25 protein-coding genes and 5 tRNA genes are annotated in these 26719 nt (G+C 72.7%); 21 read left to right on the top strand and 9 right to left on the bottom strand.

Annotation, left to right across the window (positions count from 1 at the left end; translation table 11 throughout):
* Positions 1-12: 12 nt before the first annotated feature.
* Positions 13-636, bottom strand: coding sequence for an ATP-dependent Clp endopeptidase proteolytic subunit ClpP (clpP, locus tag ML340_RS11380; protein WP_240099733.1), 624 nt, complete (start codon positions 634-636; stop codon positions 13-15).
* A gap of 37 nt (positions 637-673) precedes the next feature.
* Entirely contained in the window at positions 674-1966 is a 1293-nt protein-coding gene (gene tig / locus ML340_RS11375) for a trigger factor (RefSeq protein WP_240099731.1), read from the bottom strand.
* A gap of 211 nt (positions 1967-2177) precedes the next feature.
* Between tig and ML340_RS11370 the strand changes: the two genes are divergently transcribed.
* The 4 genes from ML340_RS11370 (at position 2178) to ML340_RS11355 (ending at position 2630) form a co-directional block, all read left to right on the top strand.
* Positions 2178-2254, top strand: a tRNA-Pro gene (locus ML340_RS11370).
* Positions 2255-2306: 52 nt separating this feature from the next.
* Positions 2307-2383 (top strand) — tRNA-Arg (locus ML340_RS11365).
* A gap of 23 nt (positions 2384-2406) precedes the next feature.
* Positions 2407-2483: transfer RNA gene (locus ML340_RS11360), tRNA-His, on the top strand.
* A gap of 71 nt (positions 2484-2554) precedes the next feature.
* A tRNA-Lys gene (locus tag ML340_RS11355) sits at positions 2555-2630 on the top strand.
* Between the two features lie 73 nt (positions 2631-2703).
* Here ML340_RS11355 and ML340_RS11350 read toward each other — a convergent pair.
* Positions 2704-2919: a hypothetical protein gene (locus tag ML340_RS11350; RefSeq protein ID WP_240099729.1), complete on the bottom strand. Its 216-nt coding sequence runs from the start codon at positions 2917-2919 to the stop codon at positions 2704-2706.
* A 91-nt stretch (positions 2920-3010) separates the two neighbouring features.
* Between ML340_RS11350 and ML340_RS11345 the strand changes: the two genes are divergently transcribed.
* Both ML340_RS11345 and ML340_RS11340 read left to right on the top strand, forming a co-directional pair.
* Positions 3011-3095: transfer RNA gene (locus tag ML340_RS11345), tRNA-Leu, on the top strand.
* An 86-nt stretch (positions 3096-3181) separates the two neighbouring features.
* Positions 3182-3949 (top strand): Bax inhibitor-1/YccA family protein, encoded by a 768-nt coding sequence (locus ML340_RS11340; protein ID WP_240099727.1) that lies wholly within the window; start codon positions 3182-3184, stop codon positions 3947-3949.
* Between the two features lie 84 nt (positions 3950-4033).
* On the opposite strand, the gene ML340_RS11335 is transcribed toward ML340_RS11340, so the two are convergent.
* From ML340_RS11335 to grxC, 3 genes are all read right to left on the bottom strand, one after another.
* The gene (locus tag ML340_RS11335; protein ID WP_240099725.1) at positions 4034-5038 is read right to left on the bottom strand and encodes an isocitrate dehydrogenase; all 1005 of its coding nucleotides are present in this window, start codon (positions 5036-5038) and stop codon (positions 4034-4036) included.
* A gap of 98 nt (positions 5039-5136) precedes the next feature.
* Positions 5137-5526 (bottom strand): carboxymuconolactone decarboxylase family protein, encoded by a 390-nt coding sequence (locus ML340_RS11330; RefSeq protein WP_240099723.1) that lies wholly within the window; start codon positions 5524-5526, stop codon positions 5137-5139.
* The gene (grxC, locus tag ML340_RS11325; RefSeq protein WP_425608316.1) at positions 5523-5825 is read right to left on the bottom strand and encodes a glutaredoxin 3; all 303 of its coding nucleotides are present in this window, start codon (positions 5823-5825) and stop codon (positions 5523-5525) included. Before grxC ends, ML340_RS11330 begins: the two co-directional genes overlap by 4 nt.
* A gap of 104 nt (positions 5826-5929) precedes the next feature.
* Between grxC and ML340_RS11320 the strand changes: the two genes are divergently transcribed.
* From ML340_RS11320 to ML340_RS11285, 8 genes are all read left to right on the top strand, one after another.
* Positions 5930-7525, top strand: coding sequence for a M48 family metalloprotease (locus tag ML340_RS11320; protein ID WP_240099718.1), 1596 nt, complete (start codon positions 5930-5932; stop codon positions 7523-7525).
* Between the two features lie 115 nt (positions 7526-7640).
* Positions 7641-8342 (top strand): phosphate regulon transcriptional regulator PhoB, encoded by a 702-nt coding sequence (gene phoB / locus ML340_RS11315; protein WP_240099716.1) that lies wholly within the window; start codon positions 7641-7643, stop codon positions 8340-8342.
* 51 nt (positions 8343-8393) lie between these two features.
* The gene (phoR, locus tag ML340_RS11310; RefSeq protein ID WP_240099714.1) at positions 8394-9725 is read left to right on the top strand and encodes a phosphate regulon sensor histidine kinase PhoR; all 1332 of its coding nucleotides are present in this window, start codon (positions 8394-8396) and stop codon (positions 9723-9725) included.
* On the top strand, positions 9722-11800 hold the full coding sequence (gene ppk1, locus ML340_RS11305; protein ID WP_240099712.1) for a polyphosphate kinase 1: 2079 nt from the start codon (positions 9722-9724) through the stop codon (positions 11798-11800). Before phoR ends, ppk1 begins: the two co-directional genes overlap by 4 nt.
* Positions 11801-11864: 64 nt before the next feature.
* Entirely contained in the window at positions 11865-13409 is a 1545-nt protein-coding gene (ppx, locus tag ML340_RS11300) for an exopolyphosphatase (RefSeq protein WP_240099710.1), read from the top strand.
* A gap of 159 nt (positions 13410-13568) precedes the next feature.
* Positions 13569-14717, top strand: coding sequence for a glycosyltransferase family 4 protein (locus tag ML340_RS11295; protein ID WP_240099708.1), 1149 nt, complete (start codon positions 13569-13571; stop codon positions 14715-14717).
* Complete coding sequence (locus tag ML340_RS11290; RefSeq protein WP_240099705.1) at positions 14695-15246, top strand: phosphatase PAP2 family protein; 552 nt, start codon at positions 14695-14697, stop codon at positions 15244-15246. Before ML340_RS11295 ends, ML340_RS11290 begins: the two co-directional genes overlap by 23 nt.
* A 50-nt stretch (positions 15247-15296) precedes the next feature.
* Complete coding sequence (locus ML340_RS11285) at positions 15297-15878, top strand: pentapeptide repeat-containing protein (protein WP_240099703.1); 582 nt, start codon at positions 15297-15299, stop codon at positions 15876-15878.
* Positions 15879-15882: 4 nt separating this feature from the next.
* On the opposite strand, the gene ML340_RS11280 is transcribed toward ML340_RS11285, so the two are convergent.
* Together ML340_RS11280 and ML340_RS11275 are read right to left on the bottom strand one after the other, a co-directional pair.
* Positions 15883-16788, bottom strand: a complete 906-nt coding sequence (locus tag ML340_RS11280) for a carbon-nitrogen hydrolase family protein (RefSeq protein WP_240099701.1) — start codon at positions 16786-16788, stop codon at positions 15883-15885.
* On the bottom strand, positions 16785-17387 hold the full coding sequence (locus ML340_RS11275) for a GNAT family N-acetyltransferase (RefSeq protein ID WP_240099699.1): 603 nt from the start codon (positions 17385-17387) through the stop codon (positions 16785-16787). The genes ML340_RS11280 and ML340_RS11275 overlap by 4 nt, the downstream gene beginning before the upstream one ends.
* Positions 17388-17451: 64 nt before the next feature.
* On the opposite strand from ML340_RS11275, the gene ML340_RS11270 reads away from it, so the two are divergent.
* The 6 genes from ML340_RS11270 (at position 17452) to ML340_RS11245 (ending at position 24844) form a co-directional block, all read left to right on the top strand.
* Positions 17452-18309, top strand: a complete 858-nt coding sequence (locus ML340_RS11270; RefSeq protein WP_240099697.1) for a 23S rRNA (adenine(2030)-N(6))-methyltransferase RlmJ — start codon at positions 17452-17454, stop codon at positions 18307-18309.
* Between the two features lie 59 nt (positions 18310-18368).
* Entirely contained in the window at positions 18369-19301 is a 933-nt protein-coding gene (locus ML340_RS11265) for a DUF808 domain-containing protein (protein ID WP_240099695.1), read from the top strand.
* Between the two features lie 57 nt (positions 19302-19358).
* Positions 19359-19931, top strand: coding sequence for a GNAT family N-acetyltransferase (locus ML340_RS11260; protein WP_240099693.1), 573 nt, complete (start codon positions 19359-19361; stop codon positions 19929-19931).
* A gap of 131 nt (positions 19932-20062) precedes the next feature.
* Positions 20063-23536: a transcription-repair coupling factor gene (gene mfd, locus ML340_RS11255; RefSeq protein WP_240099690.1), complete on the top strand. Its 3474-nt coding sequence runs from the start codon at positions 20063-20065 to the stop codon at positions 23534-23536.
* Between the two features lie 88 nt (positions 23537-23624).
* Positions 23625-24314, top strand: coding sequence for a deoxyribonuclease V (nfi, locus tag ML340_RS11250; protein WP_240099688.1), 690 nt, complete (start codon positions 23625-23627; stop codon positions 24312-24314).
* 179 nt (positions 24315-24493) lie between these two features.
* A complete protein-coding gene (locus ML340_RS11245) occupies positions 24494-24844 on the top strand; it encodes a hypothetical protein (protein ID WP_240099686.1) in 351 nt (116 codons plus the stop codon).
* A 5-nt stretch (positions 24845-24849) separates the two neighbouring features.
* On the opposite strand, the gene ML340_RS11240 is transcribed toward ML340_RS11245, so the two are convergent.
* A complete protein-coding gene (locus ML340_RS11240; protein WP_240099822.1) occupies positions 24850-25794 on the bottom strand; it encodes an integron integrase in 945 nt (314 codons plus the stop codon).
* 236 nt (positions 25795-26030) lie between these two features.
* On the opposite strand from ML340_RS11240, the gene ML340_RS11235 reads away from it, so the two are divergent.
* A complete protein-coding gene (locus ML340_RS11235; RefSeq protein ID WP_240099684.1) occupies positions 26031-26591 on the top strand; it encodes a DUF1643 domain-containing protein in 561 nt (186 codons plus the stop codon).
* Positions 26592-26719: the final 128 nt, after the last annotated feature.

Below are 26719 nucleotides of genomic sequence, written 5' to 3'. Positions count from 1 at the left end.
CGGGGCTGGGCGTCAGCCGGCCTGGATCGAATCGTCCGGGCGCCGCACCAGCACCTCGTCGACCAGGCCGTAGTCGCGCGCGGCCTGGGCGCTCTTGAAGTTGTCGCGCTCGGTGTCGCGCGCGATCACCTCGATCGACTGCCCGGTGTGGTGGGCGAGGATCTCGTTCAGGCGCTGGCGCATGGCCAGGATCTCGCGCGCCTGGATGTCGATGTCGGTCGCCTGGCCCTGCGCGCCGCCGAGCGGCTGGTGGATCATCACCCGCGAGTTCGGCAGCGCGTAGCGCTTGCCCTTGGCGCCCGCCGCCAGCAGCACCGCGCCCATCGAGGCGGCCTGGCCGACGCAGATGGTGCTCACGTCCGGCTTGATGTACTGCATGGTGTCGTAGATCGCCATCCCGGCGGTGACGATCCCGCCGGGCGAGTTGATGTAGAGGCTGATGTCCTTCTCGGGGTTCTCGGCCTCGAGGAACAGCATCTGCGCCACCACCACGTTGGCGACGTGGTCGTCGATCCCGCCGACCAGGAAGATCACGCGCTCCTTCAGCAGGCGCGAGTAGATGTCGTACGCGCGCTCGCCGCGGCTGGTCTGCTCGACCACCATTGGCACCAGGTTGAGGGCCTTGATCGGATCCATGGGCATTGGGTCTCGTGTGCGTGGGCGGCGCCCGGCGTTACTGGCCGATGGCGTCCTGGAAGCTGAGCGCCTGCTCGGTGTGCTGGGCGCGCTCGGCGATCCAGTCGATCACCTGCTCCTCCATCACCCGGTTCTGCAGGCCCTGCAGCAGTTGGGGGTCGTTGCGGTACAACTCAATGACCTGCTGCGGCTGCTCGTAGGTGGAGGCGATCAGGCGCAGGGTCTCGTTCAGGCGCGCCGGATCCAGCCGCAGCTCGTTGCGGCGCGCGACCTCGGCCACCAGCAGCCCGACCAGCACGCGCTTGCGCGCGGCATCGCGGAAGGCGTCGATCCCGGCGGTCAGCGCCTGCCCCTGGCGACGCGCCTGCTCGGCGGCGTTGGCCAGCAGCGCCTGCGCCTCCTGTTCGACCAGCCGCGGCGGCAGCTCGACGTGGCCGTAGGCGGCGACCAGCTGGTCGCCGACCTCGCGGCGCAGGCGGTTCATCAGCGCGCCCTTGAGCTCGCGCTCGAGGTTGCTGCGGATCTCGGCGCGGAACTGCGCCGGATCGCCGCTCTTGATCCCGAAGCTGCGGATGAAGGCCGCGTCCACCTCCGGCAGCACCTGCTCGGCCAGCCCGACCAGGCGGAAGGTGGAGGTGATGGTCTTGCCGGCGAACTGCGGCACGTGCCAGTCGGCCGGCAGGGTGACGTTGATGGTCTTCTCCTCGCCCGGCAGCATGCCCACGATCGCCGCCTCCACCTCGGGGTAGAGCGCGGCCGAGCCGAGCACGGTGCTGGTCTTCTCGAAGCCCTCGGCCGGCATGCGCTGGCCGTCGACGGTGCTGGCGGTCTCCAGGTCCGCGAGGTCGCCGGCCTGCGCCGCGCGCTCGACCCGGGTCCAGCTGGCGCGCTGCTGGCGCAGGTTCTCCAGCATGCGGTCGATGTCGGCCTCGGTCACCTCGGCGGTGTGGCGCACCACCTGCAGCTTGGCCATGTCCAGATCGCCGAAGTCGGGCACCAGCTCGAGCGCGGCGACGAACTTCAGCTCGCCCTCGCCGGCGGCCTCGTCGCGGCGGATCTCCGGGGCGCCGGCCACGCGCAGGGCGTTCTCGCGCACGGCCTGGTCGAGGCCGCGGCGCAGCAGGTCGTCGAGGATCTCCGCGCGCACCTGCTGGCCATAGCGCTGCTCGACCACGCTGGCCGGCACCTTGCCCGGGCGGAAGCCCTTGATGCGCACGTTCTGCGCGATCTCGCGCAGGCGGCCGCCGACCTGGGCTTCGACGTCGCCGGTGGGCAGGCTGAGGATGACGCGGCGCTCGAGGTTGCCGACCGATTCGACCGAGACTTGCATGGTGCGATGACTCCTGGGCGGGCCGCGCGGCCCGGTTTGCGTGCGTGCGGATGGACGGGCGGCACGGGCGCGCCCATGCCGAACGCGGAAGTTTCGCCGATCCGGGCGCGGCTGTCACGTTCCCGCGCGCCCGCGATTGACAGTACCGGCGCCGGCACCCGACAATGCCGATCCTTATCGTCGTGCTGGTTCGCGGCAGGTCTCGGGTCTTCGGGGTGTAGCTCAGCCTGGTAGAGCGCCTGCTTTGGGAGCAGGAAGTCGCAGGTTCGAATCCTGTCTCCCCGACCATCGCCATCTGCCCGGTGGGCAGGCGCGGCGGCGGATGCCACAATCCGCCGGGGCGCCCGTAGCTCAACCGGATAGAGCACCGGCCTTCTAAGCCGGTGGTTGCAGGTTCGAGTCCTGCCGGGCGCGCCAGACGACGATGACGCGGTTCCGTGGTGGCTGTAGCTCAGTTGGTTAGAGTCCTGGATTGTGATTCCAGTTGTCGGGGGTTCGAGTCCCCTCAGCCACCCCACTTCCCCGGCCGTCCGCCGCAAACGCCTGTTTGCATCGCGCGGATCGGCTGCTACAATTTCTGCTTCACGTGGGCCGTTAGCTCAGTTGGTAGAGCAGCTGACTCTTAATCAGTAGGTCCTAGGTTCGAATCCTAGACGGCCCACCACGCTTTCCCCCGCAGCCCGGCTCCGCGCCGGGCTGCGCCGTTTGGGCGGCCGCCGCCGGCGCATCCGGGAAGGCTAGAGGGAGCGCGGCGCGGTGCTGAAGTAGCCGCCGCCGGTCTCGTACTGCACTCCGCTGCTGGCATTGAACAGCGCCGCCAGCGCCGCGGCGTGGGTGGCGGTCAGGTCGAGCTGGTGGGCCACCGTCTCGCCTTCGAGGGTGTAGTAGAGCCAGTAGCGGCGGTCGGACGGGCGGAATCCGAAGCCGTAGCGGATCACGTTCTTCCAGGCCATGGCGGCTCCGTACCGGGCGGGACTGCCATGGCAAACGGCCACACCCGCCGCGGGCGGCCAACCGGCGCGCGCCGCCCTACAATGCAGGCGCGCGAAAGTGGCGGAATTGGTAGACGCCCTGGATTTAGGTTCCAGTGCCGCAAGGCGTGCGGGTTCGAGTCCCGCCTTTCGCACCACCCTGCCCGCGGCGCATGACGCCGCTTCTCGCCGGCGCTAAGCTGCACGGCACGGCAAGCAGCCGGTCACTGTGGATCCGATCCCCATGCGCAGCGGCAACCCCGTCCTCGGCGACGACACCTTCCTCGACCTCGGCAGTGGCACCCTCGTCCGGCGCGACGCCGGCGCGATGACCCTCAACGGCACCGTGAACAAGACCGCGCTGCTGCTGGTGCTGGCGCTGGCCGGCGCGCTGTTCACCTGGTCGCAGGCCCAGGCCGCGACCGCGGCCGGTAACCCGGGCGCGGTGATGCCCTACGTCTGGGGCGGCGCGCTCGGCGGCTTCGTGGTCGCGCTGGTGACCGTGTTCAAGAAGGCCTGGTCGCCGTTCACCGCGCCGCTGTATGCGGTGCTGGAGGGGCTGTTCCTCGGCGCGATGTCGGCGCTGTTCGAGCAGCGCTACCCCGGCATCGTGATGCAGGCGGTGGCCCTGACCTTCGCCACCCTCGCCGCGCTGCTGCTGGCCTACCGCAGCGGACTGGTGCGCGCCAGCGAGAACTTCAAGCTCGGCGTCGTGGCCGCCACCGGCGGGATCGCGCTGCTGTACCTAGTGCAGCTCGGGCTGAACCTGTTCGGCTTCGCCGGGATGGGCTTCATCAACGGCAGCAGCCCGCTGGGCATCGCGTTCAGCCTGGTGGTGGTGGCGGTGGCGGCGCTGAACCTGGTGCTGGACTTCGATTTCATCGAGCAGGGCGTGGAACAGGGCGCGCCCAAGTACATGGAGTGGTACGGCGCGTTCGGCCTGCTGGTCACGCTGGTCTGGCTGTACCTGGAGCTGCTGCGGCTGCTGTCCAAGCTGCAGTCGCGCAACTGAGGGACGGGCGCGGCGCGCGCGACGCAGCCCCCAACGCCGAAGGGCGCCGCGAGGCGCCCTTCGGCGTTTCCACGCATGCCCTGCTCAGAGCCGGCTGGCGATGGCGCGGGCGAACGAGAGCGTGTTGCCCTCGCCGCCCAGGTCCGGGGTCAGCGCGTCCTTGGCCTCCAGCGTGGCGACGATCGCGCTGCGCAGGCGCTCGGCCTCGTCGCTGCGGCCGAGGTGGTCGAGCATCTGCCCGGCCGCCAGCAGCAGCGCGCAGGGATTGGCGATGCCCTTGCCGGCGATGTCCGGGGCGGAGCCGTGCACCGCCTCGAAGATCGCCGCATCGGCACCGATGTTGGCGCCCGGCGCGAGCCCGAGGCCGCCGACCAGCCCCGCGCACAGGTCGGAGATGATGTCGCCGAACAGGTTGGTGGTCACCAGCACGTCGAATTGCTCCGGCTGCATCACCAGCTTCATGCAGCAGGCATCCACGATCATCTCGTCGCAGGCGATGTCCGGGTATTGCGCGGCCACCTCGCGCGCGGTCTTCAGGAACAGGCCGGAGGTGGACTTGAGGATGTTGGCCTTGTGCACCACCGTGACCTTGCGGCGCCCGGTACTGCGCGCCAGTTCGAACGCATAGCGCACGATCCGCTCGGAACCCTTGCGGGTCACTTTCTGGGTGAGCACCGCGGTCTCGCCGTCGGCGGACACCTCCTGGCCCTCGCCGATGTACGCGCCCTCGGTGTTCTCGCGGACCGTCACCAGGTCCACCTTGCCGGGGAAGCGCGCCTTGGTGTTGGGAAAGCTGCGCGCCGGGCGCACGTTGGCATACAGGTCGAAGCGCTTGCGCAGCTCGACGTTGATCGAGCTGAACCCGCCCCCGACCGGGGTGGTCAGCGGCGACTTCAGGGCGATCCTGTTCCTGCGAATCGACTCCAGGGTGGCGGCCGGCAGCAGCTCGCCGTGGCGCTCGAGGGCGGCGAGGCCGGCATCGGCGAACTCGTAGGACAGCCCGAGCCGCATCGCGTCGAGCACGTGCAGGGTGGCGTCCATGATTTCCGGGCCGATGCCATCGCCGCGGATGACGGTGATCGTGGTCATGCTTGGGGTTCCAGGCGGGCGGGCGCCGCGCTTGGCGCGGCGGGTGGGTCAAAGCCCGGCATTATCGCAGATGCCGCGGCCCGGCCCGCGGCCGGCGTTCACGGCGCGTGCGGGTGCGCGGCGGGCGCCGCGGCCTGGCCCTGTTCCAGCTGGTCGAGGAAATCCACCGCCCGGCGCAGGTGCGGGATCACGATCGAGCCACCCACCACCAGCCCGACCGAGAACGCCTCGAACATCTCCGCGCGGCTGACCCCGGCATCCTTGCACTGCGCCACGTGGTAGCTGATGCAGTCGTCGCAGCGCAGCACCAGCGAGGCCACCAGCCCGCACAGCTCCTTGGTCTTCACGTCCAGCGCGCCGGGCTGGTAGGTCTGGGTGTCGAGCGCGAAGAACCGGCGCACCACCTGATTGGGTTCGTCCAGGATGCGCTTGTTCATGCGCTGGCGAAACTCGGTGAAGGCCCGCACCCGGTCGTCGCCGCCGCTCATGCGCCCTCCCCCTGCAGCAGCGGCTGCAGCCGGCCGGCCCGGTGCAGCGCGATCATGTCGTCGTAGCCGCCGACGTGGACCTCGCCGACGAAGATCTGCGGCACGCTGGTGCGCCCGCTGCGCGCGACCATACGCGCGCGCTCGGCCGGATCGAGGTCCACCCGCACCTCGCGCCAGTCGTCGCGGCCCTGGCTGCGCAGGAAGTTCTTGGCCGCGACGCAGTACGGGCAGATCGCGGTGGTGTAGAGGGTGATGGCAGGCACGTCGGGCACGCGGGTCTCCGGGAAGCCGCCGGCCACCGGGCCGGCGCGGGCGCGGCACACTATGCGGCGGCCGGCGGCGCATTTCCAGCCGCTCAAGCGGCATTCACGCCGGTCGCCGCGCAACGCATCATTCTGCCCGCATGCCCAGACCCGCCCTGCTGCCGCGCCTGCCCCTGCTGCCCCTGCTGCTGGGGCTGGCCGCCTGCCTGCCGGCCGCCGCCCAGCAGGCGCGCCTGCCCGACATCGGCTCCTCCGCCGGCGGCGTGCTGTCGCCGGCCAAGCAGGCCGAATACGGCGCCATGACCCTGGCCCAGCTGCGCAACGCCGGCTACGTGCTGGACGACCCGCTGCTGTCGGGCTGGCTGGACGACGTCGGCCAGCGCCTGGCCGCCGCCAGCGACCGCCCGCAGCAGCGGTTCACCTTCTTCCTGCTGCGCGACCGCCAGATCAACGCGTTCGCCACCCTGGGCGGCTACGTCGGGGTCAACGCCGGGCTGGTGCTGGCGGCGCAGCGCGAGGACGAGGTGGCCGGCGTGCTCGCGCACGAGATCGCCCACGTCACCCAGCAGCACGTGCTGCGCGCGGTGGAGAAGGCGCAGCGCGACAGCATCCCGATCCTGCTGGCCACGCTCGGCGCGATCGTAGCCGCGCAGCAGGCCGGCGGCCCGTCCGGGGCGAACGCCAGCGCCGCGGCGATGATGGGCGGGCTGGGCCTGCTGCAGCAGCGCCAGATCGACTACACCCGCGCCAACGAGGCCGAGGCCGACCGCGTCGGCATCCGCACCCTGGCCGCCGCCGGCTTCGACCCCGAGGCGATGGCGGATTTCTTCCAGACCCTGCAGGGCGTGGTGCGCATGAACCAGGGCGACGAGCGCACCGCCGTGCCCGGCTACCTGCAGACCCATCCACTCACGCTCGACCGCATCAGCGAGGCGCGCGAGCGCGCCGACCGCCTGCAGCGGCAGGCACCGCTGCAGATCAGCGCGGTCAGCACCAACCCGCTGCTGCCGGCCGGGCTGGTGGTGCAGGCGCAGGCGCCGCGCGGGCGCGGCGACACCGGCGATTTCGCCTGGGCCAGGGAGCGCCTGCGCGTGCTCAGCGCCAACACCCCGGCGCAGGCGATCCGCGAATACCAGGCCCTGCAGGCGCGCGCGCCGCTGGACGATGCCCAGCGCTATGGGCTGGCGGTCGCGCGCATGCAGGCCGGGCAGTACGAGGCCGCGCTGCCGGAGCTGCGCGCGCTGCTGGCGCGCCACCCGGACAACCTGTGGCTGGCGATCGGGCTGGGCACCGCCGAATCGCACACCGGGCACGCGGCCGACGCCGACCGCCGGTTCGAGGCGCTGCTGGCGCGCATGCCGACCCACCGCGCGCTGGCGCTGAGCTACGCGCAGCTGCTGGCAGAGCGCAACCAGCCGGCCGCCGGCGCGCGCGCGGTGGCGGTCCTGCGCCCGCTGCTGGCGACCAGCGCCGGCGACGTGCTGTTCCAGCAGGCCTATGCGCGCGCCAACGAGGTCGCCGGCGATCCGGTGCGCGCCGGCGAGGCGTGGGCGGAAGCCGCCTACCTCAGCGGCCGTCCGGAGCAGGCGCTGATGCAGCTCAACAACCTCAAGAAGCGCCCGGACCTGGACTTCTACGCGCGCAGCCGGATCGACGCGCGGATCGCCGCGATCACCCCGGAGGTGCTGGACCTGCGCCGGCAGGGCGTGCGCGACCCGGACGCCGCCAATCCTTGAGGCCGGCGGGCCGCGCTATGGTTTGGTGACAGCGTCACCCAAGCGTCACAAAACGGTCGTGTAATGGCAGCATGGTGCCGCGCCGCACCGTCCCCGCCGCCAGCCACGACGTGCCATGCACAAGCGCATCCTGATCGTTGAAGACGAGCCCGCGATCCGCGACATGGTCGCCTACGCCCTGCGCAAGGGCGAATTCGAGCCGGTCACCGCCAGCGACGGGCGCGAGGCGCAGGCGGCGATCGCGGAGCGGGTGCCGGACCTGATCCTGCTCGACTGGATGCTGCCGGGCACCAGCGGGCTGGAGCTGGCGCGGCGCTGGCGGCGCGAAGTGCTGACCCGCGACGTGCCGATCATCATGCTGACCGCGCGCGGCGAGGAGAACGACCGCGTCGGCGGGCTCGAGGCCGGGGTCGACGACTACGTGGTCAAGCCGTTCTCCGCGCGCGAGCTGCTGGCGCGCATCCGCGCGGTGATGCGGCGCTCGCGCGAGGACGACGAGGACGGCAGCGTGCAGGTCGGCGGGCTGCGCATCGACGGCGCCGCGCACCGGGTGTTCGCCGAGGCCGACAGCCAGTCCACCGCGATCCACATCGGCCCGACCGAGTACCGCCTGCTGCACTTCTTCATGACCCACCCGGACCGGGTGTACAGCCGCTCGCAGCTGCTCGACCACGTGTGGGGCGGCAGCGTGTACGTGGAGGAGCGCACGGTCGACGTGCACATCCGCCGCCTGCGCAAGACCCTCGAGCCGCACGGGCTGGACGGGATGGTGCAGACCGTGCGCGGGGCCGGCTACCGGTTCTCCGCGGCGTCCTGACCGCGCCGGCGGCGGCTCGCCGGGCGCGGCGCGAACATGGATACTCCGCGCATGTCGCCGAACGCGCGCTCCGCCTGGTTCCGCACCCTCGGCCAGCTGCTGCTGGTGCTGGCGCTCGGGCTGGCCGCGGGCCTGCTGCTCGGACAGCCGTGGCCGGCGCTGACCGCTGCCGCGCTCGGCGTGGTGGCCTGGCACTACTGGCGCCTGCGCGGGGTGCTGCTGCGGCTGACCGCGCGCCAGCGCCTGGCGCCGCCCAGCGGCGAGGGCGTGTGGAACGAGCTGGACCGCCTGCTCTACCGCAGCCAGGCCGAGATGCGCACGCGCAAGCGCCGCCTGCTGGCGATGCTGCGCGCCTACCGCGCCGCCGCGGCGGCGCTGCCGGACGCGATCGTGGTGGTCGACCGCGACACCCAGCGCGTACTGTGGTTCAACGAGGCGGCGACCCCGCTGCTCGGGCTGCACTACCCGCGCCACCAGGGCGCCGCGCTGGTGGCCGCGCTGCGCCCGCTGCCGCTGGCGCAGTGGCTGGCCGCCGGGCGCAACGCCGAGCCGCTGACCGACGTCGCCTCACCGGTGGATCCGGGGATGCGCCTGAACCTGCGCCTGATCCCGTATTCGGAGGAGCTGTGGCTGCTGGTCGCGCGCGACGTGACCCGCACCATGCGCCTGGAGCACATGCGCCGCGACTTCGTGGCGAATGTCTCGCACGAGCTGCGCACCCCGCTGACCGTGATCCACGGCTACCTGGAGATGCTCGACCCGGACGACAAGCCGGACTGGGCGCCGATGCTGGCGGAGATGCAGCGGCAGTCGCAGCGCATGAACCAGCTGGTCGAGGACCTGCTCACGCTGTCGCGGCTGGAGGCGCAGGACCACCTGCCGGAGGAGCACGTGGCGATGGGGCCGATGCTGGCCACCCTGCGCCGCGAGGCGGAGGCGCTCAGCCAGGGCCGGCACCGGATCAGCGCGGTCGACGAGGTCGGCCTCGACCTGCTCGGCTCCAACAAGGAGCTGCACAGCGCGTTCTCCAACCTGGTCAGCAATGCGATCCGCTACACCCCGGCCGGCGGCGAGATCGTGATCCGCTTCGCGCGCGAGCCGGAGGGCTGCGCCAGCCTGTCGGTGCGCGACACCGGCTACGGCATCCCGGCCGCGCACCTGCCGCGCATCACCGAGCGCTTCTACCGAGTGTCCAACAGCCGCTCGCGCGAGTCCGGCGGCACCGGCCTCGGGCTGGCCATCGTCAAGCACGTCCTCGGGCTGCATCATGCGCGCCTGGAGATCGCCAGCGAGGTCGGCAAAGGCAGCGTGTTCGCCTGCCGCTTCGGCCCCGAGCGGCTCCTGCCCCGTGATTCCCGGCACGCCGACGCCAGCGCCGCATGAGCGACCACCCCCAGCCACCGCCGTCCCTGCGCGACCCCAGCCTGTACGCCAACCGCGAGCTCGGCCAGCTCGACTTCAACTTCCGGGTACTGGCGCAGGCGCGCGACCCCAACGTGCCGCTGCTGGAGCGGCTGCGCTACCTGTGCATCAGCTGCACCAACCTCGACGAGTTCTTCGAGATCCGCGGCGGCTCGGTGCGCCACGCGATCGACCTCAACCTGCCGCCGGCCGCCGACGGGCTGGCCCCGGCGACCGTGCTGGCGCGCATCCACGAGCGCGCGGCCGAACTGGTGGAGGCGCAGTACCGCTGCTTCTACGAGGAGCTGCGCCCGGCGCTGTGGGAGGAGGGCATCCGCCTGCTGCAGCGCGAGCAGTGGACCCCGGAGCAGGCGGCCTGGCTGCGCGACTACTTCCGCGACGAGATCATGCCGGTGCTGTCGCCGCTGGCGCTGGATCCGGCGCACCCGTTCCCGAAGATCCTCAACAAGTCGCTGAACGTGGTGGTGCTGCTGGAAGGCCGCGACGCCTTCGGCCGCGAGGGCCACATGGCGATCGTGCGCGCCCCGCGCTCGCTGCCGCGCATCATCCGCCTGCCGGCGCAGGACGGCCGCGAGGACTGCCACGACTTCGTGTTCCTCAGCTCGGTGCTGTCGGCGTTCGTGGACGAGCTGTTCCCCGGCATGCAGGTCAAGGGCGCACACCAGTTCCGGGTCACCCGCAACTCCGAGCTGATCGTGGACGAGGACGACGTCGACAACCTCGCCCTCGCCCTGCGCGACGAGCTGCTCGGCCGCGGCTACCTGCGCGCGGTGCGGCTGGAGATCGACGAGCGCTGCCCGCCCGAGGTGGTGCGCATGCTGCTGGACAACTTCGACCTGCCGGCGAACGCGGTCTACAAGATCAACGGCCCGGTCAACCTCAACCGGGTGGTGCAGGTGTACGACATGGTGGCGCGCCCGGACCTCAAGTTCCGGCCGTTCCAGCCGCGCCTGGTGCGCGAGCTGGAGACCATGTTCGACGCCATCCGCCAGGGCGACATCCTGCTGCACCACCCCTACGACGCGTTCGTCCCGGTGCTGGAGCTGATCCGCCAGGCCGCGGAGGACCCGAACGTGCTGGCGATCAAGCAGACCCTGTACCGCACCGGCAAGGACTCGCCGATCGTCGAGCACCTGATCCAGGCCGCGCGCAACGGCAAGGACGTGACCGTGGTGGTGGAGCTGCGCGCGCGCTTCGACGAGGAGGCCAACCTCGGCCTCGCCGACCGCCTGCAGGACGCCGGGGTGCAGGTGGTGTACGGCGTGGTCGGCTACAAGACCCACGCCAAGATGCTGCTGATCGTGCGCCGCGAGGGCAACCGCCTGCGCCGCTACGTGCACCTGGGCACCGGCAACTACCACAGCGGCACCGCGCGCGCCTACACCGACTTCAGCCTGATGACCGCCGACCCGGACATCGGCCAGGACGTGCACCTGATCTTCCAGCAGCTGTCCGGGCTGTCGGCGCCGCTCAAGCTCAAGCGCCTGCTCGAGGCCCCGTTCACCCTGCACCGCGGGGTACTCGAGCGGATCGCGCGCGAGGCGGAGCTGGCGCGCGCCGGCCGCCCGGGACGGATCCTGGCCAAGATGAACGCGCTCAACGAGCCGCAGGTGGTGGAGGCGCTGTACGCCGCCTCGCAGGCCGGGGTCGAGATCGACTTGATCGTGCGCGGCGCGTGCACCCTGCGCCCCGGCATCCCCGGGGTGTCCGAGCGGATCCGGGTGCGCTCGATCGTCGGCCGCTTCCTCGAGCACCACCGGGTCTGGTGGTTCGGCAACGACGGCCACCCGGAGCTGTTCTGCTCCTCCGCCGACTGGCTGGAGCGCAACCTGCTGCGCCGGGTCGAGGCCGCGTTCCCGATCCTGGACCCGCAGTTGGCCGCGCGCGTGCACCGCGAGGGCCTGCTGCACTACCTGGCCGACAACCAGAACGCCTGGGAGCTGCACGCCGACGGGCAGTACCGGCGCTGCCAGCCCAAACAGGGCGAAGCGCCGTTCTCGGCGCAACTGGCGCTGCTCGAAGGGCTGTACGCGTGAGCGCGGGCGCCGGCGATAATCCGCGCATGCCGCCCTGCCCACCGCCGCCCGCGAGGTGCCGCCGATGAGGACGCCCCCGCGCCGGCGCGGCGCGCGGGTGGCGCCGCTGCCGCTGCGCGACGGCGACCGCCTGGCCGCGCTCGATCTCGGCTCCAACAGCTTCCACATGGTGGTCGCGCAGCGCGTGCTCGGGCAGTACCGGGTGATCGACCGCCTGCGCGAGACCGTGCGCCTGGCCGAGGGCCTGGACGCCGCGGGCGGGCTGGCCCCGGAGGTGCGCGACCGCGCGCTGGCTTGCCTCGCGCGCTTCGGCCAGCGCGTGGCCGACCTGCCGCCGCACCACGTGCGCGCGGTGGCGACCAACACCGTGCGCCAGCTGCGCGACCCGGAGGCCTTCCTGCGCCCGGCCGAGGCTGCGCTCGGGCACGCCATCGAGGTGATCTCCGGGCGCGAGGAGGCGCGCCTGGTCTACCTGGGCGTGGCGCATGCGCAGCCGCCGCGTCCCGGCCGCCTGCGGCTGGTGATCGACATCGGCGGCGGCTCGACCGAATGCATCATCGGCTCCGGGTTCGAGCCGCTCGAGCGCGAGAGCCTGCAGGCCGGCTGCGTCGCCAGCACCCGCCGCTTCTTCCCGACCGGCAAGCTCGGGCGCAAGCGCTGGCAGGCGGCGCTGACCGAGATCACCGCCGAGTTCCAGCAGTTCGCGGCGACCTACCGCAACCTCGGCTGGGACGAGGCCATCGGCTCCTCCGGCACGATCAAGGCGATCGGCGAGATCTGCGCCGCGCTGCGCCTGACCAAGGGCGCGATCACCGCGGAGGCGCTGCCGCAGGTGCGCGACCGCCTGCTGCAGGCGGAGCGGATCGAGGCGATCGACCTGCCGACCCTGTCGGCCGACCGCCGCCCGATCATCGCCGGCGGCCTGCTGGTGCTGGAGGCGGTGTTCAACGCGCTCGGCCTGCAGCGCATGCAGGTGAGCAAGGCCGCCCTGCGCGAGGGCGTGCTGCACGACCTCGCCGGCCGCGGCGGCGCCGACGACCCGCGCGAGGCCTCGATCGCGGCGCTGATGCAGCGCTACGGCGTGGACCAGGAGCAGGCACGCCGGGTCGAGGCCACCGCGCTGCGGCTGTTCGACCAGGTCGCGCGCGACTGGGCACTGGAGGCCGACGACCGCGCGATGCTGGCGCGCGCGGCGCGCGTGCACGAGGTCGGGCTGGCGATCGCGCACAGCGGCCACCACGTGCACGGCGCCTACATCCTCGAGCACTCGGACATCGCCGGGTTCTCGCAGCAGGAGCAGCGGGTGCTGGCCGCGCTGGTGCGGGTGCACCGGCGCAGCGTGCCCAAGTCCGCGTTCGAGATGATCCCCGACCGCCTGCTGGCGGCGACCCGCCGCAGCGCCGCCCTGCTGCGGCTGGCGGTGCTGCTGCACCGCTCGCACGAGGCCGACCCGATCCCGCTGCTGCGGCTGCAGGCCGAGGGCGAGCGCCTGCACCTGGCGCTCGACCGCGGCTGGCTGCAGGCGCGCCCGCTGCTGCGCGCGGACCTGGCCGGCGAGCCGGAGGACATGCTCGGCCTCGGCGTGCAGCTGCAGATCGACCCGGCCTGAACCGCCGCGCCCGGCGCGCTGCCGGGCACGCGCGCGGGCATCGGATCGCGCGGCCGCCGCGTGTGCCCCCGGCCGGCGGCGCTGTCACCCCGCGGTCACCCCCGCGCCATGCGCGCGTCACCGCGCGTGCGCACGCTGCCGCAAACCCGGACGCCGCGCATGCGCTACAGCATCGTCACCGAGACCTACCCGCCGGAAGTCAACGGCGTGGCCATGACCGTGCAGGGGCTGGAACAGGGCCTGCGCGCGCGCGGGCACGAGGTGCTGCTGGTGCGCCCGCGGCAGGCGACGGACCCGGACCTGGTGCCGCACACCCTGCTGGTGCGCGGCGCCGCGCTGCCGCGCTACCCGGGCCTGAAGTTCGGCCTGCCGGCGACCCGCCGCCTGCGCCAGCGCTGGCGGCAGGCGCGTCCGGACGCGATCTACGTGGCGACCGAGGGCCCGCTCGGCTGGTCCGCGCTGCGCGCCGCGCGCCAGCTCGGCATCCCCGCCGCGACCGGCTTCCACACCCGCTTCGACGACTACATGCGCGACTATGGCGCGCCGTGGCTGCAGGGCACCGCGCTGCGCTGGATGCGCCGCTTCCACAACCGCGCACAGGCGACCCTGGTGCCGACCCGCGAGCTGCAGCAGTTCCTGCAGGGGATCGGCTTTCAGAACGTGGTGCGGCTGGCGCGCGCGGTGGACACCGAGCTGTTCGATCCCGCGCGGCGCGACCGCGCCCTGCGCGCGCAGTGGGGCCTGCACGACGACGCCCCGGCCGCGATCTACGTCGGCCGGATCGCGGCCGAGAAGAACCTGCCGCTGGCGGTGCGCGCCTTCCGCGCCCTGCAGGCACGGCGCCCGGACGCGCGCTTCGTGTGGGTCGGCGACGGCCCGGTGCGCGAGGCGCTGCAGCGCGAGAACCCGGACTTCATCTTCTGCGGCGTGCAGCGCGGGGAAGCCCTGGCGCGCCATTTCGCCAGCGGCGACCTGTTCCTGTTCCCTAGCCACAGCGAGACCTTCGGTAACGTCACCCTGGAGGCGCTGGCCAGCGGCGTGCCGACGGTCGCGTTCGACTATGGCGCCGCGCGCGAGGTGCTGCGCGACGGCGAGCACGGCGCGGCGATCGCCGCCGGCGACGATGCCGGCTTCGTCGCCGCCGCGGTCCGGATCGCCGCCGACGATGCGCGGCGCGCGCGCATGCGCGCCGCCTGCCGCACGGCGGTGGCGGCGCTGCGCCCGGCCCAGGTCGCGGCGGACTTCGACCACATCCTGCGCACGCTCACGCTGCCCGGAGGCGCGCATGTCGCGACCGCTGCCCGCTGACCGCTGGCTGGCCGCCGAGCGCAGCTGGTGCGTGCGCGCCAACCGCCTGTGCGGCTGCCGCGGCATCCTGCGCTACTTCGCCGCGGTCAGCCGGCTCGGCGACGGGGTGTTCTGGTACCTGCTGATGGCCGCGCTGGTCGCCGCCGACGGCTGGGCCGGCCTGCGCGCCAGCCTGCACCTGGCCGCCACCGGGCTGCTCGCGCTGCTGCTGTACAAGGCGCTCAAGCGCTGGACCCGGCGTCCGCGGCCGTTCGCCAGCGACCTGCGCATCCGCGCCTGGGTGGCGCCCTTGGACGAGTTCAGTTTCCCCTCCGGGCACACCCTGCACGCGGTGGCCTTCAGCCTGGTGGCGATGGCGCACTATCCCGCGCTGGCCTGGCTGCTGGTGCCGTTCACCGCCAGCGTGGCCGCCTCGCGGGTGGTGCTGGGCCTGCACTACCCCAGCGACGTGCTCGCCGCGACCGCGATCGGCAGCGGGCTGGCGGGGCTGTCGCTGTGGCTGGTGCCGGGCGTGAGCCTGCTCGGCTGAGCCGCCACCTGCCAGTGCATACGGAATCTTTCACCACAAGGAGAGCCCGCATGTCCCGCATCGCGATCCCGACCCTGTCCTTGCTGCTGCTGGCCGCCGCCGCGCACGCGCAGAGCGTGCAGGTGGACGCCACCGGCGTACGCGTGCACGGCGCCGGCGCGCAGGTGCAGGTCGACACCCGGGCCGGCGCCACCCGCGCCGAGGCCGGCACCGCCGCCTCCACCGCCACCTCCACCGCCACGTCCGCCGGCAGGCCCGCCGCCCAAGCGGCGTCCAAGCGCCAGCCGGCCGGCAAGCGCCACGTCAACACCGAGCTGGACGGCCACGACTTCCGCAACGCCGACCTGCGGCATGCCAAGTTCACCAACACCAGCGCACGCCGCGCGGTGTTCGCCGGCGCCGACCTGACCGGCGCCCGCTTCACCAACGCCGAACTGGGCGAGGCCGACTTCCGCAAGGCGCGGATCGCCGCGCAGTTCACCAACACCGACCTGACCGGCGCCGACTTCCGCGACGCCGACCTGCGCGGCTCCAAGCTGGTCAACGTGGACCTGGAAGGGGCCGACTTCAGCGGCGCGACCTGGACCGACGGCCGCCGCTGCGGCAGCGGTTCCTCCGGGCGCTGCCGCTGACGCCTCAGGGGCGCAGCAGGCGGGCGCGGCGCAGGCCGGGGCGGCACTGCCCCGGCCAGTCGCGGTCGCAGGCCACCTGCGCGCGCGCGCGGCTGGCCTCGAGCAGGGCGAAATCCAGCGTCGCCAGCGCCCAGGCATCGGCATCGCCGGGCTCTCCATCAGCGCCGCCCGCGGTCTGCGCCAGCACGCCGTCGGCCGGCAGGCCTGCGTCCATCGGCGCCAGCAGCGCGGCACGCCCGGTGTTCACGTCCAGCGCCGGACTCCAGTCGGCACGCCCGGCGGTCACCGCCTGCGCCACGTAGATCCGGTTCTCCAGCGCGCGCGCGAGGCACCCCACCCGCACCCGGGTGGCGCCGGCGTCGGTGTCGGTGCAGCTGGGCACCAGCAGGAGCTGCATGCCGGCCTCGCGCTGGGCGCGCACCGGCAGCGGGAACTCGCTGTCGTAGCAGACCGCGATCCCCACCCGCACGCCGTCCAGCGCCATCACGTGCAGGGCATCGCCGGGTTCGATCACCCGCGCCTGGCGCTCGAAGCCGGTCAGCTGCAGCTTGTCCTGCCACAGGTGCGCGCCGTCGGCGGTGAACAGGTCGCTGCGGTTGCGGTAGCGCCCCGGGGCGGTCTCCAGCAGGAAGCTGCCGGCCACGACGTGCAGCCCGAGCCGCCGCGCGAGCGACGCGAACAGCGCGATCCAGTCGCCGCGCAGCGCCTGCAGCGCGGCCAGCGAGGCGTGCAGGTCGGCGTGGACCGGCGACGGAAACACCGCGGCCAGCTCCAGCGCCAGGTACTCCGGCAGCACGGCCAGGCGTGCGCCCTGCGCCTTGGCCTGCGCCAGCAGCGCCTCGATGCGCGCGGCGAAGGCGGAAAAATCGGCCGGCCTGCCGACCGCATAGCGGCAGGCGGCGACCTTCATGCCACCTCCAGCGGGCGCAGCCAGAAGGTCAGCGCATGCCCGGTCTCGCCCACGCCGACCTCGTTCCAGTGCAGGTGCATCGTCATGCCCGGCTGGCGCACGTAGCCGCGCTTGGCCCAGAACGCCGCGTGGCCGCGGTGGCCGGGCGGCCGCCGCGGATCGTCGTCGGCGCGGTCCACCGCCGCGAACGCGGTCCAGTCGAACCCGCCGAGCGCACGCGCATGCGCCTCGCGCGCGTCGAAGAACGCATGCCCGATGCCGCGCCCGCGGTAGGCCGGCAGCAGCACCGACTCGCCGCAGTAGAACACCCGCGCCGGGTCGATCCCGCGCGCGTGGAACGGCGCCCGGAACGCGGCGCCGTCCTCCGCCAGCGGCAGGCCGGTGCTGGCGCCGACCACGTGCGCGCCGTCCACGGCCAGCACCACGACGCTGCGCGGGCAGTCGGCGTAGGCGCGCAGGTACTCGCGCTCGTAGCCGGCGTCGCCGTCGTACAGGTAGGGCCAGTCGCGGAACACCGCGATCCGCAGCGCGGCGATCGCGTCCAGGTGCGGCACGATGGCCGCGCCGACGAGGGTGCGAAGCGTGATGCCCGGGGTCATGCGCGGAGTGTAGTGCGCCGCGCCGCGGCACGGCCGGCCCGCGCCTCGGTGCGAGAATGCGCGGATGAACTACCGCCACGCCTTCCATGCCGGCAACCACGCGGACGTGCTCAAGCACGTGGTGGTGCTGGCCCTGTGCGAGGCGCTCGCCGCCAAGCCGGCGCCCTGCTTCGCGCTGGACACCCACGGCGGGCGCGGGCTGTACCGGCTGGACGGCGAGGCCGCGCAGAAGACCGGCGAGGCGCAGGACGGCATCGCCCGGCTGCAGGCGCAGGCCCCGCGCGATCCCGCGGTCCAGCGCTACCTGGCGGCGGTGCGCGCCTGCCGCGCCCAGCACGGCGCGCAGGCCTATCCCGGCTCGCCCTGGCTGCTGGCGCACGCGCTGCGCGCGCAGGACCGGATCGTGGCCTGCGAGCTGCACCCGGAGGAAGCGCAGCTGCTGCGCAGCCGCTTCGCCGGCGATCCGCGGGTGGCGGTGCACGCCGGCGACGGCTACGCCGCGCTCAAGGCGCTGCTGCCGCCGCGCCACGGCGCGCAACGCTACGCGCGCGGGCTGGTGCTGATCGATCCTCCCTACGAGACCCAACTGGCCGAGTTCGATGCCGCGCTGGCGGCCCTGCGCGAAGGCCTCCTGCGCTGGCCGCAGGGCACCTTCGCGCTGTGGTATCCGATCAAGCAGGGCCGCGCGCTGCAGCCGTTCCGGCGCGCCGCCGCCGCGTTGCCGGCCAAGTCCGCGCTACGGCTGGAGCTGTTGGTGCGGCCGGACGACTCGCCGCTGCGGATGAACGGCAGCGGCATGCTGGTCCTCAATGCGCCGTGGCAGTTCGATGCCGCCATGCGCCCGGCGCTGGACGCGCTGCGCGCGGCGCTGGGCGATGCCGGGGCCGCCGCCTGCGTGGACTGGCTGCGCCCGCCGCCCTGACTGGCGGCCCGCGCGGGCGGTCCCTAAGCTCGCGATTCCGTCCGTGCCGGCCGCGCCCGATGCCCTCCAGCTTCTTCGCCCTGTTCGACGACATCGCCACGATCCTCGACGACGTGGCGACGATGACCAAGGTCGCCACCAAGAAGACCGCCGGGGTGCTCGGCGACGACCTGGCGCTCAACGCGCAGCAGGTGACCGGCACCCGCGCCGACCGCGAGCTGCCGGTGGTCTGGGCGGTCGCCAAGGGCTCGCTGGTGAACAAGGCCATCCTGGTCCCGGCGGCGCTGGCGATCGCCGCGCTCGAGGCGTGGCTGCACGCGCGCGGCTGGCGCGTGCCGCTGATCCTGCCGCTGCTGATGGTCGGCGGTGCCTACCTGTGCTACGAGGGCGCGGAGAAGCTGGTGCACCGGCTGCTGCATCCGGGGGCCGCCGCGGCGCGCCAGGCCGAACTGGCGCGTGCCCTCGCCGACCCGGCCACCGACCTGCGCGCGTTCGAGCGCGACAAGATCCGCGGCGCGGTGCGCACCGACTTCATCCTGTCGGCGGAGATCATCGTGATCGCGCTCGGCACCGTGGCGGCGCAGCCGTTTCCCACCCAGCTTGCGGTGCTGGTGGCGATCGGGCTGGTGATGACCGCTGGGGTGTATGGCCTGGTGGCGGTGATCGTCAAGCTGGACGACGCCGGCCTGCACCTGCGCGCGCGCGGCGGGCTGCGTGCCTGGCTCGGGCGCGCGCTGCTGGCGCTGGCCCCGCGCCTGATGCGGCTGCTGTCGGTGGCCGGGACGCTGGCGATGTTCCTGGTCGGCGGCGGCATCCTGGTGCACGGGGTGCCGGCCCTGCACCACCTGGCCCAGGCGCTGCACGCGCACCCGCCGGGCTGGCTGTGGGAGAGCCTGTTCAATGCCGGCATCGGGCTGTTGGCCGGGCTGCTGCTCGTCGCGGCGGTGCTCGCGTGGCAGCGGCGGCGCGGGGCGACGCCGAACGCGCACTGAACCGGCCAGCCACCCGGCGTTCATTTTTTTAACACCGCGGCGGCCATCATCGCGGCCATGGCTGCCCGCAACCGCTTGCCGCCCTGGCACGAGCACATGCGCCTGCGCAACGGACGCGAGGTGTTGATCCGCCCGATCCGGCCCGAGGACGCGGTGCCGCTGCGCGCGGGCTTTGCCCTGCTGCAGCCGGAGGAGGTGCGCCAGCGCTTCCTGCACCCGGTCAAGGAACTGTCGGTGGAGATGGCCGAGCGCCTGACCCGCCCGGACCCGCGCCGCGAGTTCGCGCTGGTCGCGGCCGAACCGCTGCCCCCGGGCGAGGCGCTGGTCGGCGCGGTCGCGCGGCTGGCGGTGGATGCCAGCGACACCGACGCCGAATTCGCGATCCTGGTCAGCCACTACGTGGCGGGCATGGGCCTGGGCCGCCACCTGATGCGCCGGCTGGTGCGCTGGGCGCGCGGCCGCCGCCTGCGCCGGCTGTACGGCGACGTGCTGGAGAGCAACCAGCCGATGCTGGGGCTGGCGGCCTCGCTGGCGTTCCGCCGCGAATCCGCGCCGACCCCGGGGCTGGTGCGGATGGTGCTGGAGCTGCCGCCACCGAAGCCGCGTGCGCCGCTGGTCGCGACGGTCTGAGCGCGGCGCGGCGCGGGACGGCGCACGCCAGCCGCTACAATCCCCCGCCCGGTTTTCCCGTTCCGGCGCCCTGCGCCTCCCCTGCCTTCCTCTGCGCCGGCCGTGACCCGCGCCCGGCGCCCCTGCCGTCGATGCCGCCGTCCGCCGTTCTGCCCGATTTCCGCGTCCCACTGCCCCGCACCGGCCAAGCCCGCGCCTGGTGGCGCGCGCCGGCCAACGGCACCGCGCTGGCATTCGCCGCGCTCGCCGCGGCGCGCCAGCACCCCGGCCCGCTGCTGCTGGTGGCGCGCGACAACCACGCCGCGCACCAGCTGGAGGCCGACCTGCGCACCCTCGCCGGCGGCGACCCGGCGCTGCCGGTGCTGGGCTTCCCGGACTGGGAGACCCTGCCCTACGACCGCTTCAGCCCGCATCCGGACATCACCAGCCAGCGCCTGGCGACGCTGGCGCGGCTGCCGGCGCTGGCGCGCGGCATCGTGGTGGTGCCGGCGGCCACCCTGCTGCAGCGGCTGGCACCGCCGGAACACGTGCTCGGGCAGCGCTTCGACTTGCGCCTCGGCCAGCGCCTCGACCTCGGCGCCGAGCTGCGCCGGCTGGAGGCCGCCGGCTACCGCCACGTGCCGCAGGTGTACGACCCCGGCGACTTCGCCGTGCGCGGCGGGCTGCTCGACGTGTACCCGATGGGTGCCGAGGCGCCGTTCCGGGTGGAGTTGCTGGATGACGAGATCGACAGCATCCGCCTGTTCGACCCGGAGACCCAGCGCTCGCTCGACCGCTGCGATGCGATCGACCTGCTGCCCGGGCGCGAGGTGCCGCTCGAGCCGGAGCGGGTGCAGGCCGCGCTGCAGGCGCTGCGCGAGCGCTTCGACGTGGACACCCGGCGCAGCGGGCTGGTGCAGGACCTGAAGGCCGGGCTGGCCCCGGCCGGGATCGAGTACTACCTGCCGCTGTTCCATCCGCGCACCGCGACCCTGTTCGACTACCTGCCCGCAGGCCACCTGCCGCTGCTGGAGGACGGCGCGCTGGAGGCGGCCGAGCAGGCATGGGCGCGGATCGGCGAGCGCCACGAGCTGCTGCGCCACGACCTGGAACGCCCGCTGTTGCCGCCGGCCGAGCTGTGGCTGCCGCCGGAGGCGCTGCGCGAGCGCCTGAACCAGGGCAGCCGGATCGAGGTCTGCGCCAGCGCGCATCCGCGCCATGGCGAGGCCCACGCGCTGCCGCTACAGCCCGCACCGAGCCTGCCCTTGGCCGCGCGCGACCACGCCCCCGGCGAGGCACTGCGCGGCTTCCTGGCGCAGTATCCGGGGCGCGTGCTGGTCGCGGCGGATTCGCCCGGCCGCCGCGAGGCGCTGCTGGAGCTGTTGCAGGCGGCGGACCTGGCGCCGGAGGTGGTCGAAGGCTGGCCGGCGTTCGTCGCCGGCGGCGCCCGCTTCGCGATCGCGGTGGCCGCGCTGGACGACGGCTTCGCGCTGGACGCCCCGGCGCTGTGCGTGCTCACCGAGCGCCAGCTGTTCCCCGAACGCGCCAGCCAGCCGCGCCGGCGCAAGCGCGCCGGGCGCGAGCCGGAGGCGGTGATCCGCGACCTCGGCGAGCTGAGCGAGGGCGCGCCGATCGTGCACGAGGACCACGGCGTCGGCCGCTACCGCGGGCTGGTGGCGATGGACGTGGGCGGCCTACCCGGCGAGTTCCTCGAGATCGAATACGCCAAGGGCGACCGCCTGTACGTGCCGGTGGCGCAGCTGGACCGCATCAGCCGCTATTCCGGCGCCAACCCGGACACCGCGCCGCTGCACAACCTCGGCGGCGAACAGTGGGCCAAGGCGAAGAAGAAGGCGGCCGAGAAGGTCCGCGACGTGGCCGCCGAATTGCTGGAGATCCAGGCCAAGCGGCACGCGCGCCAGGGCCTGGCGATCGCGCTGGACCGCGCGCTGTACGAACCGTTCGCGGCCAGTTTCCCGTTCGAGGAGACCCCCGACCAGCACGCCGCGATCGAGGCGGTGCTGCGCGACCTGCAATCCAGCCTGCCGATGGACCGCGTGGTCTGCGGCGACGTCGGCTTCGGCAAGACCGAAGTGGCGGTGCGCGCCGCGTTCGCCGCCGCCAGCAGCGGCAAGCAGGTGGCGGTGCTGGTGCCGACCACGCTGCTGGCCGAGCAGCACTACCGCAACTTCCGCGACCGCTTCGCCGACTGGCCGCTGCGGGTGGAGGTGCTGTCGCGCTTCAAGAGCAAGAAAGAGATCGAGGCGGAGCTGCACAAGCTGGCCGAGGGCAAGCTCGACGTGATCGTGGGCACCCACCGCCTGCTGCAGCCGGACGTGAAGTTCGCGGACCTGGGCCTGGTGATCGTGGACGAGGAGCAGCGCTTCGGCGTGCGCCAGAAGGAGGCGCTGAAGAAGCTGCGCGCGAACGTGCACCTGCTCACCCTGACCGCCACGCCGATCCCGCGCACGCTGAACATGGCGATGAGCGGGCTGCGCGACCTCTCCATCATCGCCACCCCGCCGGCCAACCGGCTGGCGGTGCAGACCTTCGTGCACGCCTGGGACGAGGCGCTGCTGCGCGAGGCGTTCGCGCGCGAGCTCTCGCGCGGCGGCCAGGTGTACTTCCTGCACAACGACGTGGAGAGCATCGGGCGCATGCACGAGACGCTGCAGGCGCTGGTGCCGGAGGCGCGCATCGGCATCGCCCACGGCCAGATGCCGGAGCGCGAGCTGGAACGGGTGATGCTGGATTTCCACAAGCAGCGCTTCAACGTGCTGCTGTGCACCACCATCATCGAATCCGGCATCGACATCCCCAACGCCAACACCATCATCATCCACCGCGCCGACAAGTTCGGCCTGGCCCAGCTGCACCAGCTGCGCGGGCGCGTCGGCCGCAGCCACCACCGCGCCTACGCCTACCTGCTGATCCCCGACCGCCGCAGCATCACCGAGGACGCCCGCAAGCGGCTGGACGCGATCAGCGCGATGGACGAGCTCGGCGCCGGCTTCACCCTGGCCACCCATGACCTGGAGATCCGCGGCGCCGGCGAGCTGCTGGGCGAGGACCAGAGCGGGCAGATGGCCGAGGTCGGCTTCAGCCTGTACACCGAGCTGCTGGAGCGCGCGGTGCGCAGCATCAAGCAGGGCAAGCTGCCGGACGTGGACGCGCCCGAGCACCACGGCGCCGACGTGGACCTGCACCTGCCCGCGCTGATCCCGGACGACTACCTGCCCGACCCGCACACCCGCCTGACCCTGTACAAGCGCATCAGCGCCGCGCGCGACGAGGCCGCCCTGCGCGAGCTGCAGGTGGAGATGATCGACCGCTTCGGCCTGCTGCCCGACCCCGCCAAGCACCTGTTCGCGGTGGCCGAGCTGAAGCTGGCGGCGACCCGGCTGGGCATCCGCAAGCTCGACCTCGGCGCCGGCGGCGGCCGCCTGCAGTTCGTCGAGAAACCCAACGTCGATCCGATGGCGGTGATCCGCCTGATCCAGGGCCAGCCCAAGCACTACCGCATGGACGGCCCGGACAAGCTGCGCATCAGCCTCGACCTGCCGGAGCCGGCGGCCCGCCTGCAGGCCGCACGCGGCCTGCTGACCGCATTGCATCCGGGCCCGTAGCCGTTGGTGGTGAGCCCCTCCCGTTCGTGGTGAGCCTGTCCAACCACGGACGGGGGCAAGGCCCGCGCCCCGTCCTTACAATCCCCGCATGAACGCTCCTGCGCCTGCTTGCATCCCCGACTGGACCGGCGACACCGCCGCGCTGCGCGCGGAGCAGGAGGCACTGGCGCGCCGGGTGGTGCTGCGCGACGACTTCCGCAAACCGCTGCGCACCGTGGCCGGGTTCGACGTCGGCTTCGAGGACGACGGCGCCACCACCCGCGCTGCCGCGGTGCTGCTGGATGCCGACACCCTGGACGTGCTCGATGCGCAGGTGGCGCGCCTGCCCACCCGCATGCCCTACGTGCCGGGCCTGCTGAGCTTCCGCGAGTTGCCGGCGCTGCTGGCCGCGCTCGCCCTGCTGCCGACCGCGCCGGACCTGGCCCTGATCGACGGCCAGGGCATCGCCCATCCGCGCCGGCTGGGCGTGGCCGCGCATTTCGGCGTCCTCAGCGGCCTGCCCAGCATCGGCGTGGCCAAGTCGGTGCTGGTGGGCGAGGCGCGCCTGGCCCTGCACGACATGCGCGGCGCATTCACCCCGCTGCGCGACGGCCGCGAACAGATCGGCTGGCTGCTGCGCAGCAAGCCCGGCTGCCTGCCGCTGGTGGTCTCGCCGGGGCACCGGGTGGCCATGCCCTCGGCCCCGGAGCTGGTGATGCGCTTCACCGCCGGCTACCGCCTGCCCGAACCGACCCGGCTGGCCGACCGCCTGGCCTCGCGCCGCGACGCCGACGCCTGAACCGCTGCGCGCCCGCCGCGGCGCGTGCTATACCGGTGGCAACCGCGTGGAGCCCCCGCATGCCCCCGTCCCGCCGCATCCCCCCGGTCGCCGCTGCCGTGCTTGCCGCCGCGCTCGCACCGGCCCTGCTCGGCGGCTGCGCCGCCGCGCCGCCCGCATCCTCCCCGCCCGAGGCGCCCATGTCCCCGTCGACTCCACCGACTCCGCCGCCGGCCGCGGCCGCGCGCACCCTCGTCCTCGACGTCGGCGAAACCGCCACCCTGGACGACGGCAGCCGCCTGACCTACCTGCGCCTGGTCAACGACTCGCGCTGCCCGCCCGGCGTACAGTGCATCTGGGCCGGCGATGCCGAGATCGCGCTGCGCTGGCAGCCGGCGCGCGGCCCTGCGCAGGAGGCCAGCCTGCACACCAGCCCGTTGCAGGGCCGCGCGACCGCGACCACCTTCGGCCCATGGCAGGTGCGCCTGGAGGATCTCGCGCGCGGCGATGCCCCCAAAGCGACCCTGCATATCGCCCCGGCCGGCGGCTGAGGCAATCACGCCGCATCCAGCGGGCTGCGCACCCCATGCCCGCCACGGTTGAGCACGTGGGTGTAGATCTGGGTGGTGGTCACGTCCTTGTGGCCCAGCAGTTCCTGGATTGTGCGCAGGTCGTAGCCGGCCTCCAACAAGTGGGTGGCGAAGGAATGGCGCAAGGTGTGGGCGCTCAACGGCTTGTGCAGCCCCGCCCGTGCCCGCGCCCGCTTCAACGCGCGCGCCAGCACCGCATCGTCCACGTGGTGGCGATGCACGCCGCCGCCGCGCGGATCCTGCGACCGGCGCTCCGCCGGAAACACGAACTGCCAGCCGAAGTCGCGCTGTGCGCCCGGGTACTTGCGCGCCAGCGCGTGCGGCAACACGGTCGCACCGAACCCTTCGGCCAGATCCCGCGCATGCAGCACCCGCGCGCGTTCGATCTCCCGTCGCAGCGGCTCCTCCAGCGTGCGCGGCAGCACCGTGCGGCGGTCCTTGCCGCCCTTGCCATCGCGCACCAAGATCTCGCCCCGCGCGAAGTCCACGTCCTTTACCCGCAGCCGCAGGCATTCCATCAGGCGTATGCCCGTCCCGTAGAGCAGGCTGGCCATCAGCCAGGCGCGACCCTCCAGCATCGCCAACAACCGGCGCACCTCGTCCACCGACAGCACCGAGGGCAACCGCTGCGGCCGCTTCGCCCGCACCACAGACTCCATCCAAGGCAACTGGATGCCCAGGACCTCCCGGTACAGGAACAGCAGCGCCGACAGCGCCTGATTCTGGGTGCTGGCCGCCACATGGCGCTCCACCGCCAACCGGGTGAGGAACGCCTCGACCTCGGCCCCGCCCAGCGTCCGCGGGTGGCGCATGCCATTGGCCACGATGAATTGCCGTATCCACCCCAGATACGCCTGCTCCGTGCGCAAACTGTAATGCCGGGCACGGATCCTGGCCCGAACTTCGTCCATCAGGCGCACTTTGTGCTCACCACCACCCGCCCTTGCTACGCCCCGCTTTGCAAGCGTCTGTTCCATTACACCCCCGCCTCTGGGTTCCATGCGGGAACGTTCAGCCAAGCGAGGCTGGCGCGCCATGCGCAATCGATTGAATTTGCAGTAGGAATTTGCCTTGACGGCGTTCCCGGGGCGTAGCACCATCCGGCTACGCCTCGGATTCGGGGTCTACTTGGTGTTAGGCAACAGACATGGCTTACACGTTAACCGGCTGCCTCGAAGAGCCCGACTACCGCTACTCCCTTGTTGCTAGAACAAGTGCGGCCGGAAACAAGTCGCTCGCGGTCATTCAATGCAATCCGAGTCGTGCTTCCGGTACCCGCTCAGACCCAACCGTGGGAAAGGTGTCGTATTGGGCTGAAGAGCATGGGTTTAGTTCGGTTACGTTCCTCAACTTGTTTGCGCGCCGCAGCCCGCAGGTCCATGAGATCAGCCATCTCTCCTATGCCGAGCTTGTAGGTCCGAGAAACAATGAGACTCTCGCACATCACGCTTCTGGCACCTCAACGCTAGTCTTGGCTTGGGGCGGCTCGCTGCCTGTTCCAGATGAGCTGTATCGCAAACGTCTTGCTGAGCTGCGCGAGCTACTGGCCGGGCGGCAAGTGCATCGGGTCGGCCCCCTGTCGGGCGGTCGCTACCCGCGCCACGGCAGAATGTGGAACGCTGGCAATCGAAAGCTTGAGCCCTTGGAGTGGACCGAGCTGTTGCCTAACAATTCGTCCAAGCCGACGCCGCTTCGCGGCGCGGCTTAACTCAGGGGTTAGCTCTCATGGTCAGAACTCTTGCGCTCTTCGTATTTCTGACGGTCTTCGCCACCGCCTGTTCCAGCGCACCCAAGGCTGAGAAGCGAGAGGTCGGATTCCTGGCTGACGGTGCTGTC

Origin of the sequence: Thermomonas flagellata (assembly GCF_022419185.1) — a bacterium.
GTDB lineage: Bacteria > Pseudomonadota > Gammaproteobacteria > Xanthomonadales > Xanthomonadaceae > Thermomonas > Thermomonas flagellata.
The sequence above is the reverse complement of the archived record's forward strand: the minus strand, read 5'-3'. Positions and strand labels throughout refer to the sequence as shown.

Coding starts and splice junctions, on each gene's coding strand:
- clpP (WP_240099733.1), bottom strand. CDS start 636: ATGGATCCGATCAAGGCCCTCAACCTGGTGCCAATGGTGGTCGAGCAG.
- tig (WP_240099731.1), bottom strand. CDS start 1,966: ATGCAAGTCTCGGTCGAATCGGTCGGCAACCTCGAGCGCCGCGTCATC.
- ML340_RS11350 (WP_240099729.1), bottom strand. CDS start 2,919: ATGGCCTGGAAGAACGTGATCCGCTACGGCTTCGGATTCCGCCCGTCC.
- ML340_RS11340 (WP_240099727.1), top strand. CDS start 3,182: ATGCGCAGCGGCAACCCCGTCCTCGGCGACGACACCTTCCTCGACCTC.
- ML340_RS11335 (WP_240099725.1), bottom strand. CDS start 5,038: ATGACCACGATCACCGTCATCCGCGGCGATGGCATCGGCCCGGAAATC.
- ML340_RS11330 (WP_240099723.1), bottom strand. CDS start 5,526: ATGAGCGGCGGCGACGACCGGGTGCGGGCCTTCACCGAGTTTCGCCAG.
- ML340_RS11320 (WP_240099718.1), top strand. CDS start 5,930: ATGCCCAGACCCGCCCTGCTGCCGCGCCTGCCCCTGCTGCCCCTGCTG.
- phoB (WP_240099716.1), top strand. CDS start 7,641: ATGCACAAGCGCATCCTGATCGTTGAAGACGAGCCCGCGATCCGCGAC.
- phoR (WP_240099714.1), top strand. CDS start 8,394: ATGTCGCCGAACGCGCGCTCCGCCTGGTTCCGCACCCTCGGCCAGCTG.
- ppk1 (WP_240099712.1), top strand. CDS start 9,722: ATGAGCGACCACCCCCAGCCACCGCCGTCCCTGCGCGACCCCAGCCTG.
- ppx (WP_240099710.1), top strand. CDS start 11,865: ATGAGGACGCCCCCGCGCCGGCGCGGCGCGCGGGTGGCGCCGCTGCCG.
- ML340_RS11295 (WP_240099708.1), top strand. CDS start 13,569: ATGCGCTACAGCATCGTCACCGAGACCTACCCGCCGGAAGTCAACGGC.
- ML340_RS11290 (WP_240099705.1), top strand. CDS start 14,695: ATGTCGCGACCGCTGCCCGCTGACCGCTGGCTGGCCGCCGAGCGCAGC.
- ML340_RS11285 (WP_240099703.1), top strand. CDS start 15,297: ATGTCCCGCATCGCGATCCCGACCCTGTCCTTGCTGCTGCTGGCCGCC.
- ML340_RS11280 (WP_240099701.1), bottom strand. CDS start 16,788: ATGAAGGTCGCCGCCTGCCGCTATGCGGTCGGCAGGCCGGCCGATTTT.
- ML340_RS11275 (WP_240099699.1), bottom strand. CDS start 17,387: ATGACCCCGGGCATCACGCTTCGCACCCTCGTCGGCGCGGCCATCGTG.
- ML340_RS11270 (WP_240099697.1), top strand. CDS start 17,452: ATGAACTACCGCCACGCCTTCCATGCCGGCAACCACGCGGACGTGCTC.
- ML340_RS11265 (WP_240099695.1), top strand. CDS start 18,369: ATGCCCTCCAGCTTCTTCGCCCTGTTCGACGACATCGCCACGATCCTC.
- ML340_RS11260 (WP_240099693.1), top strand. CDS start 19,359: ATGGCTGCCCGCAACCGCTTGCCGCCCTGGCACGAGCACATGCGCCTG.
- mfd (WP_240099690.1), top strand. CDS start 20,063: ATGCCGCCGTCCGCCGTTCTGCCCGATTTCCGCGTCCCACTGCCCCGC.
- nfi (WP_240099688.1), top strand. CDS start 23,625: ATGAACGCTCCTGCGCCTGCTTGCATCCCCGACTGGACCGGCGACACC.
- ML340_RS11245 (WP_240099686.1), top strand. CDS start 24,494: ATGTCCCCGTCGACTCCACCGACTCCGCCGCCGGCCGCGGCCGCGCGC.
- ML340_RS11240 (WP_240099822.1), bottom strand. CDS start 25,794: ATGGACGAAGTTCGGGCCAGGATCCGTGCCCGGCATTACAGTTTGCGC.
- ML340_RS11235 (WP_240099684.1), top strand. CDS start 26,031: ATGGCTTACACGTTAACCGGCTGCCTCGAAGAGCCCGACTACCGCTAC.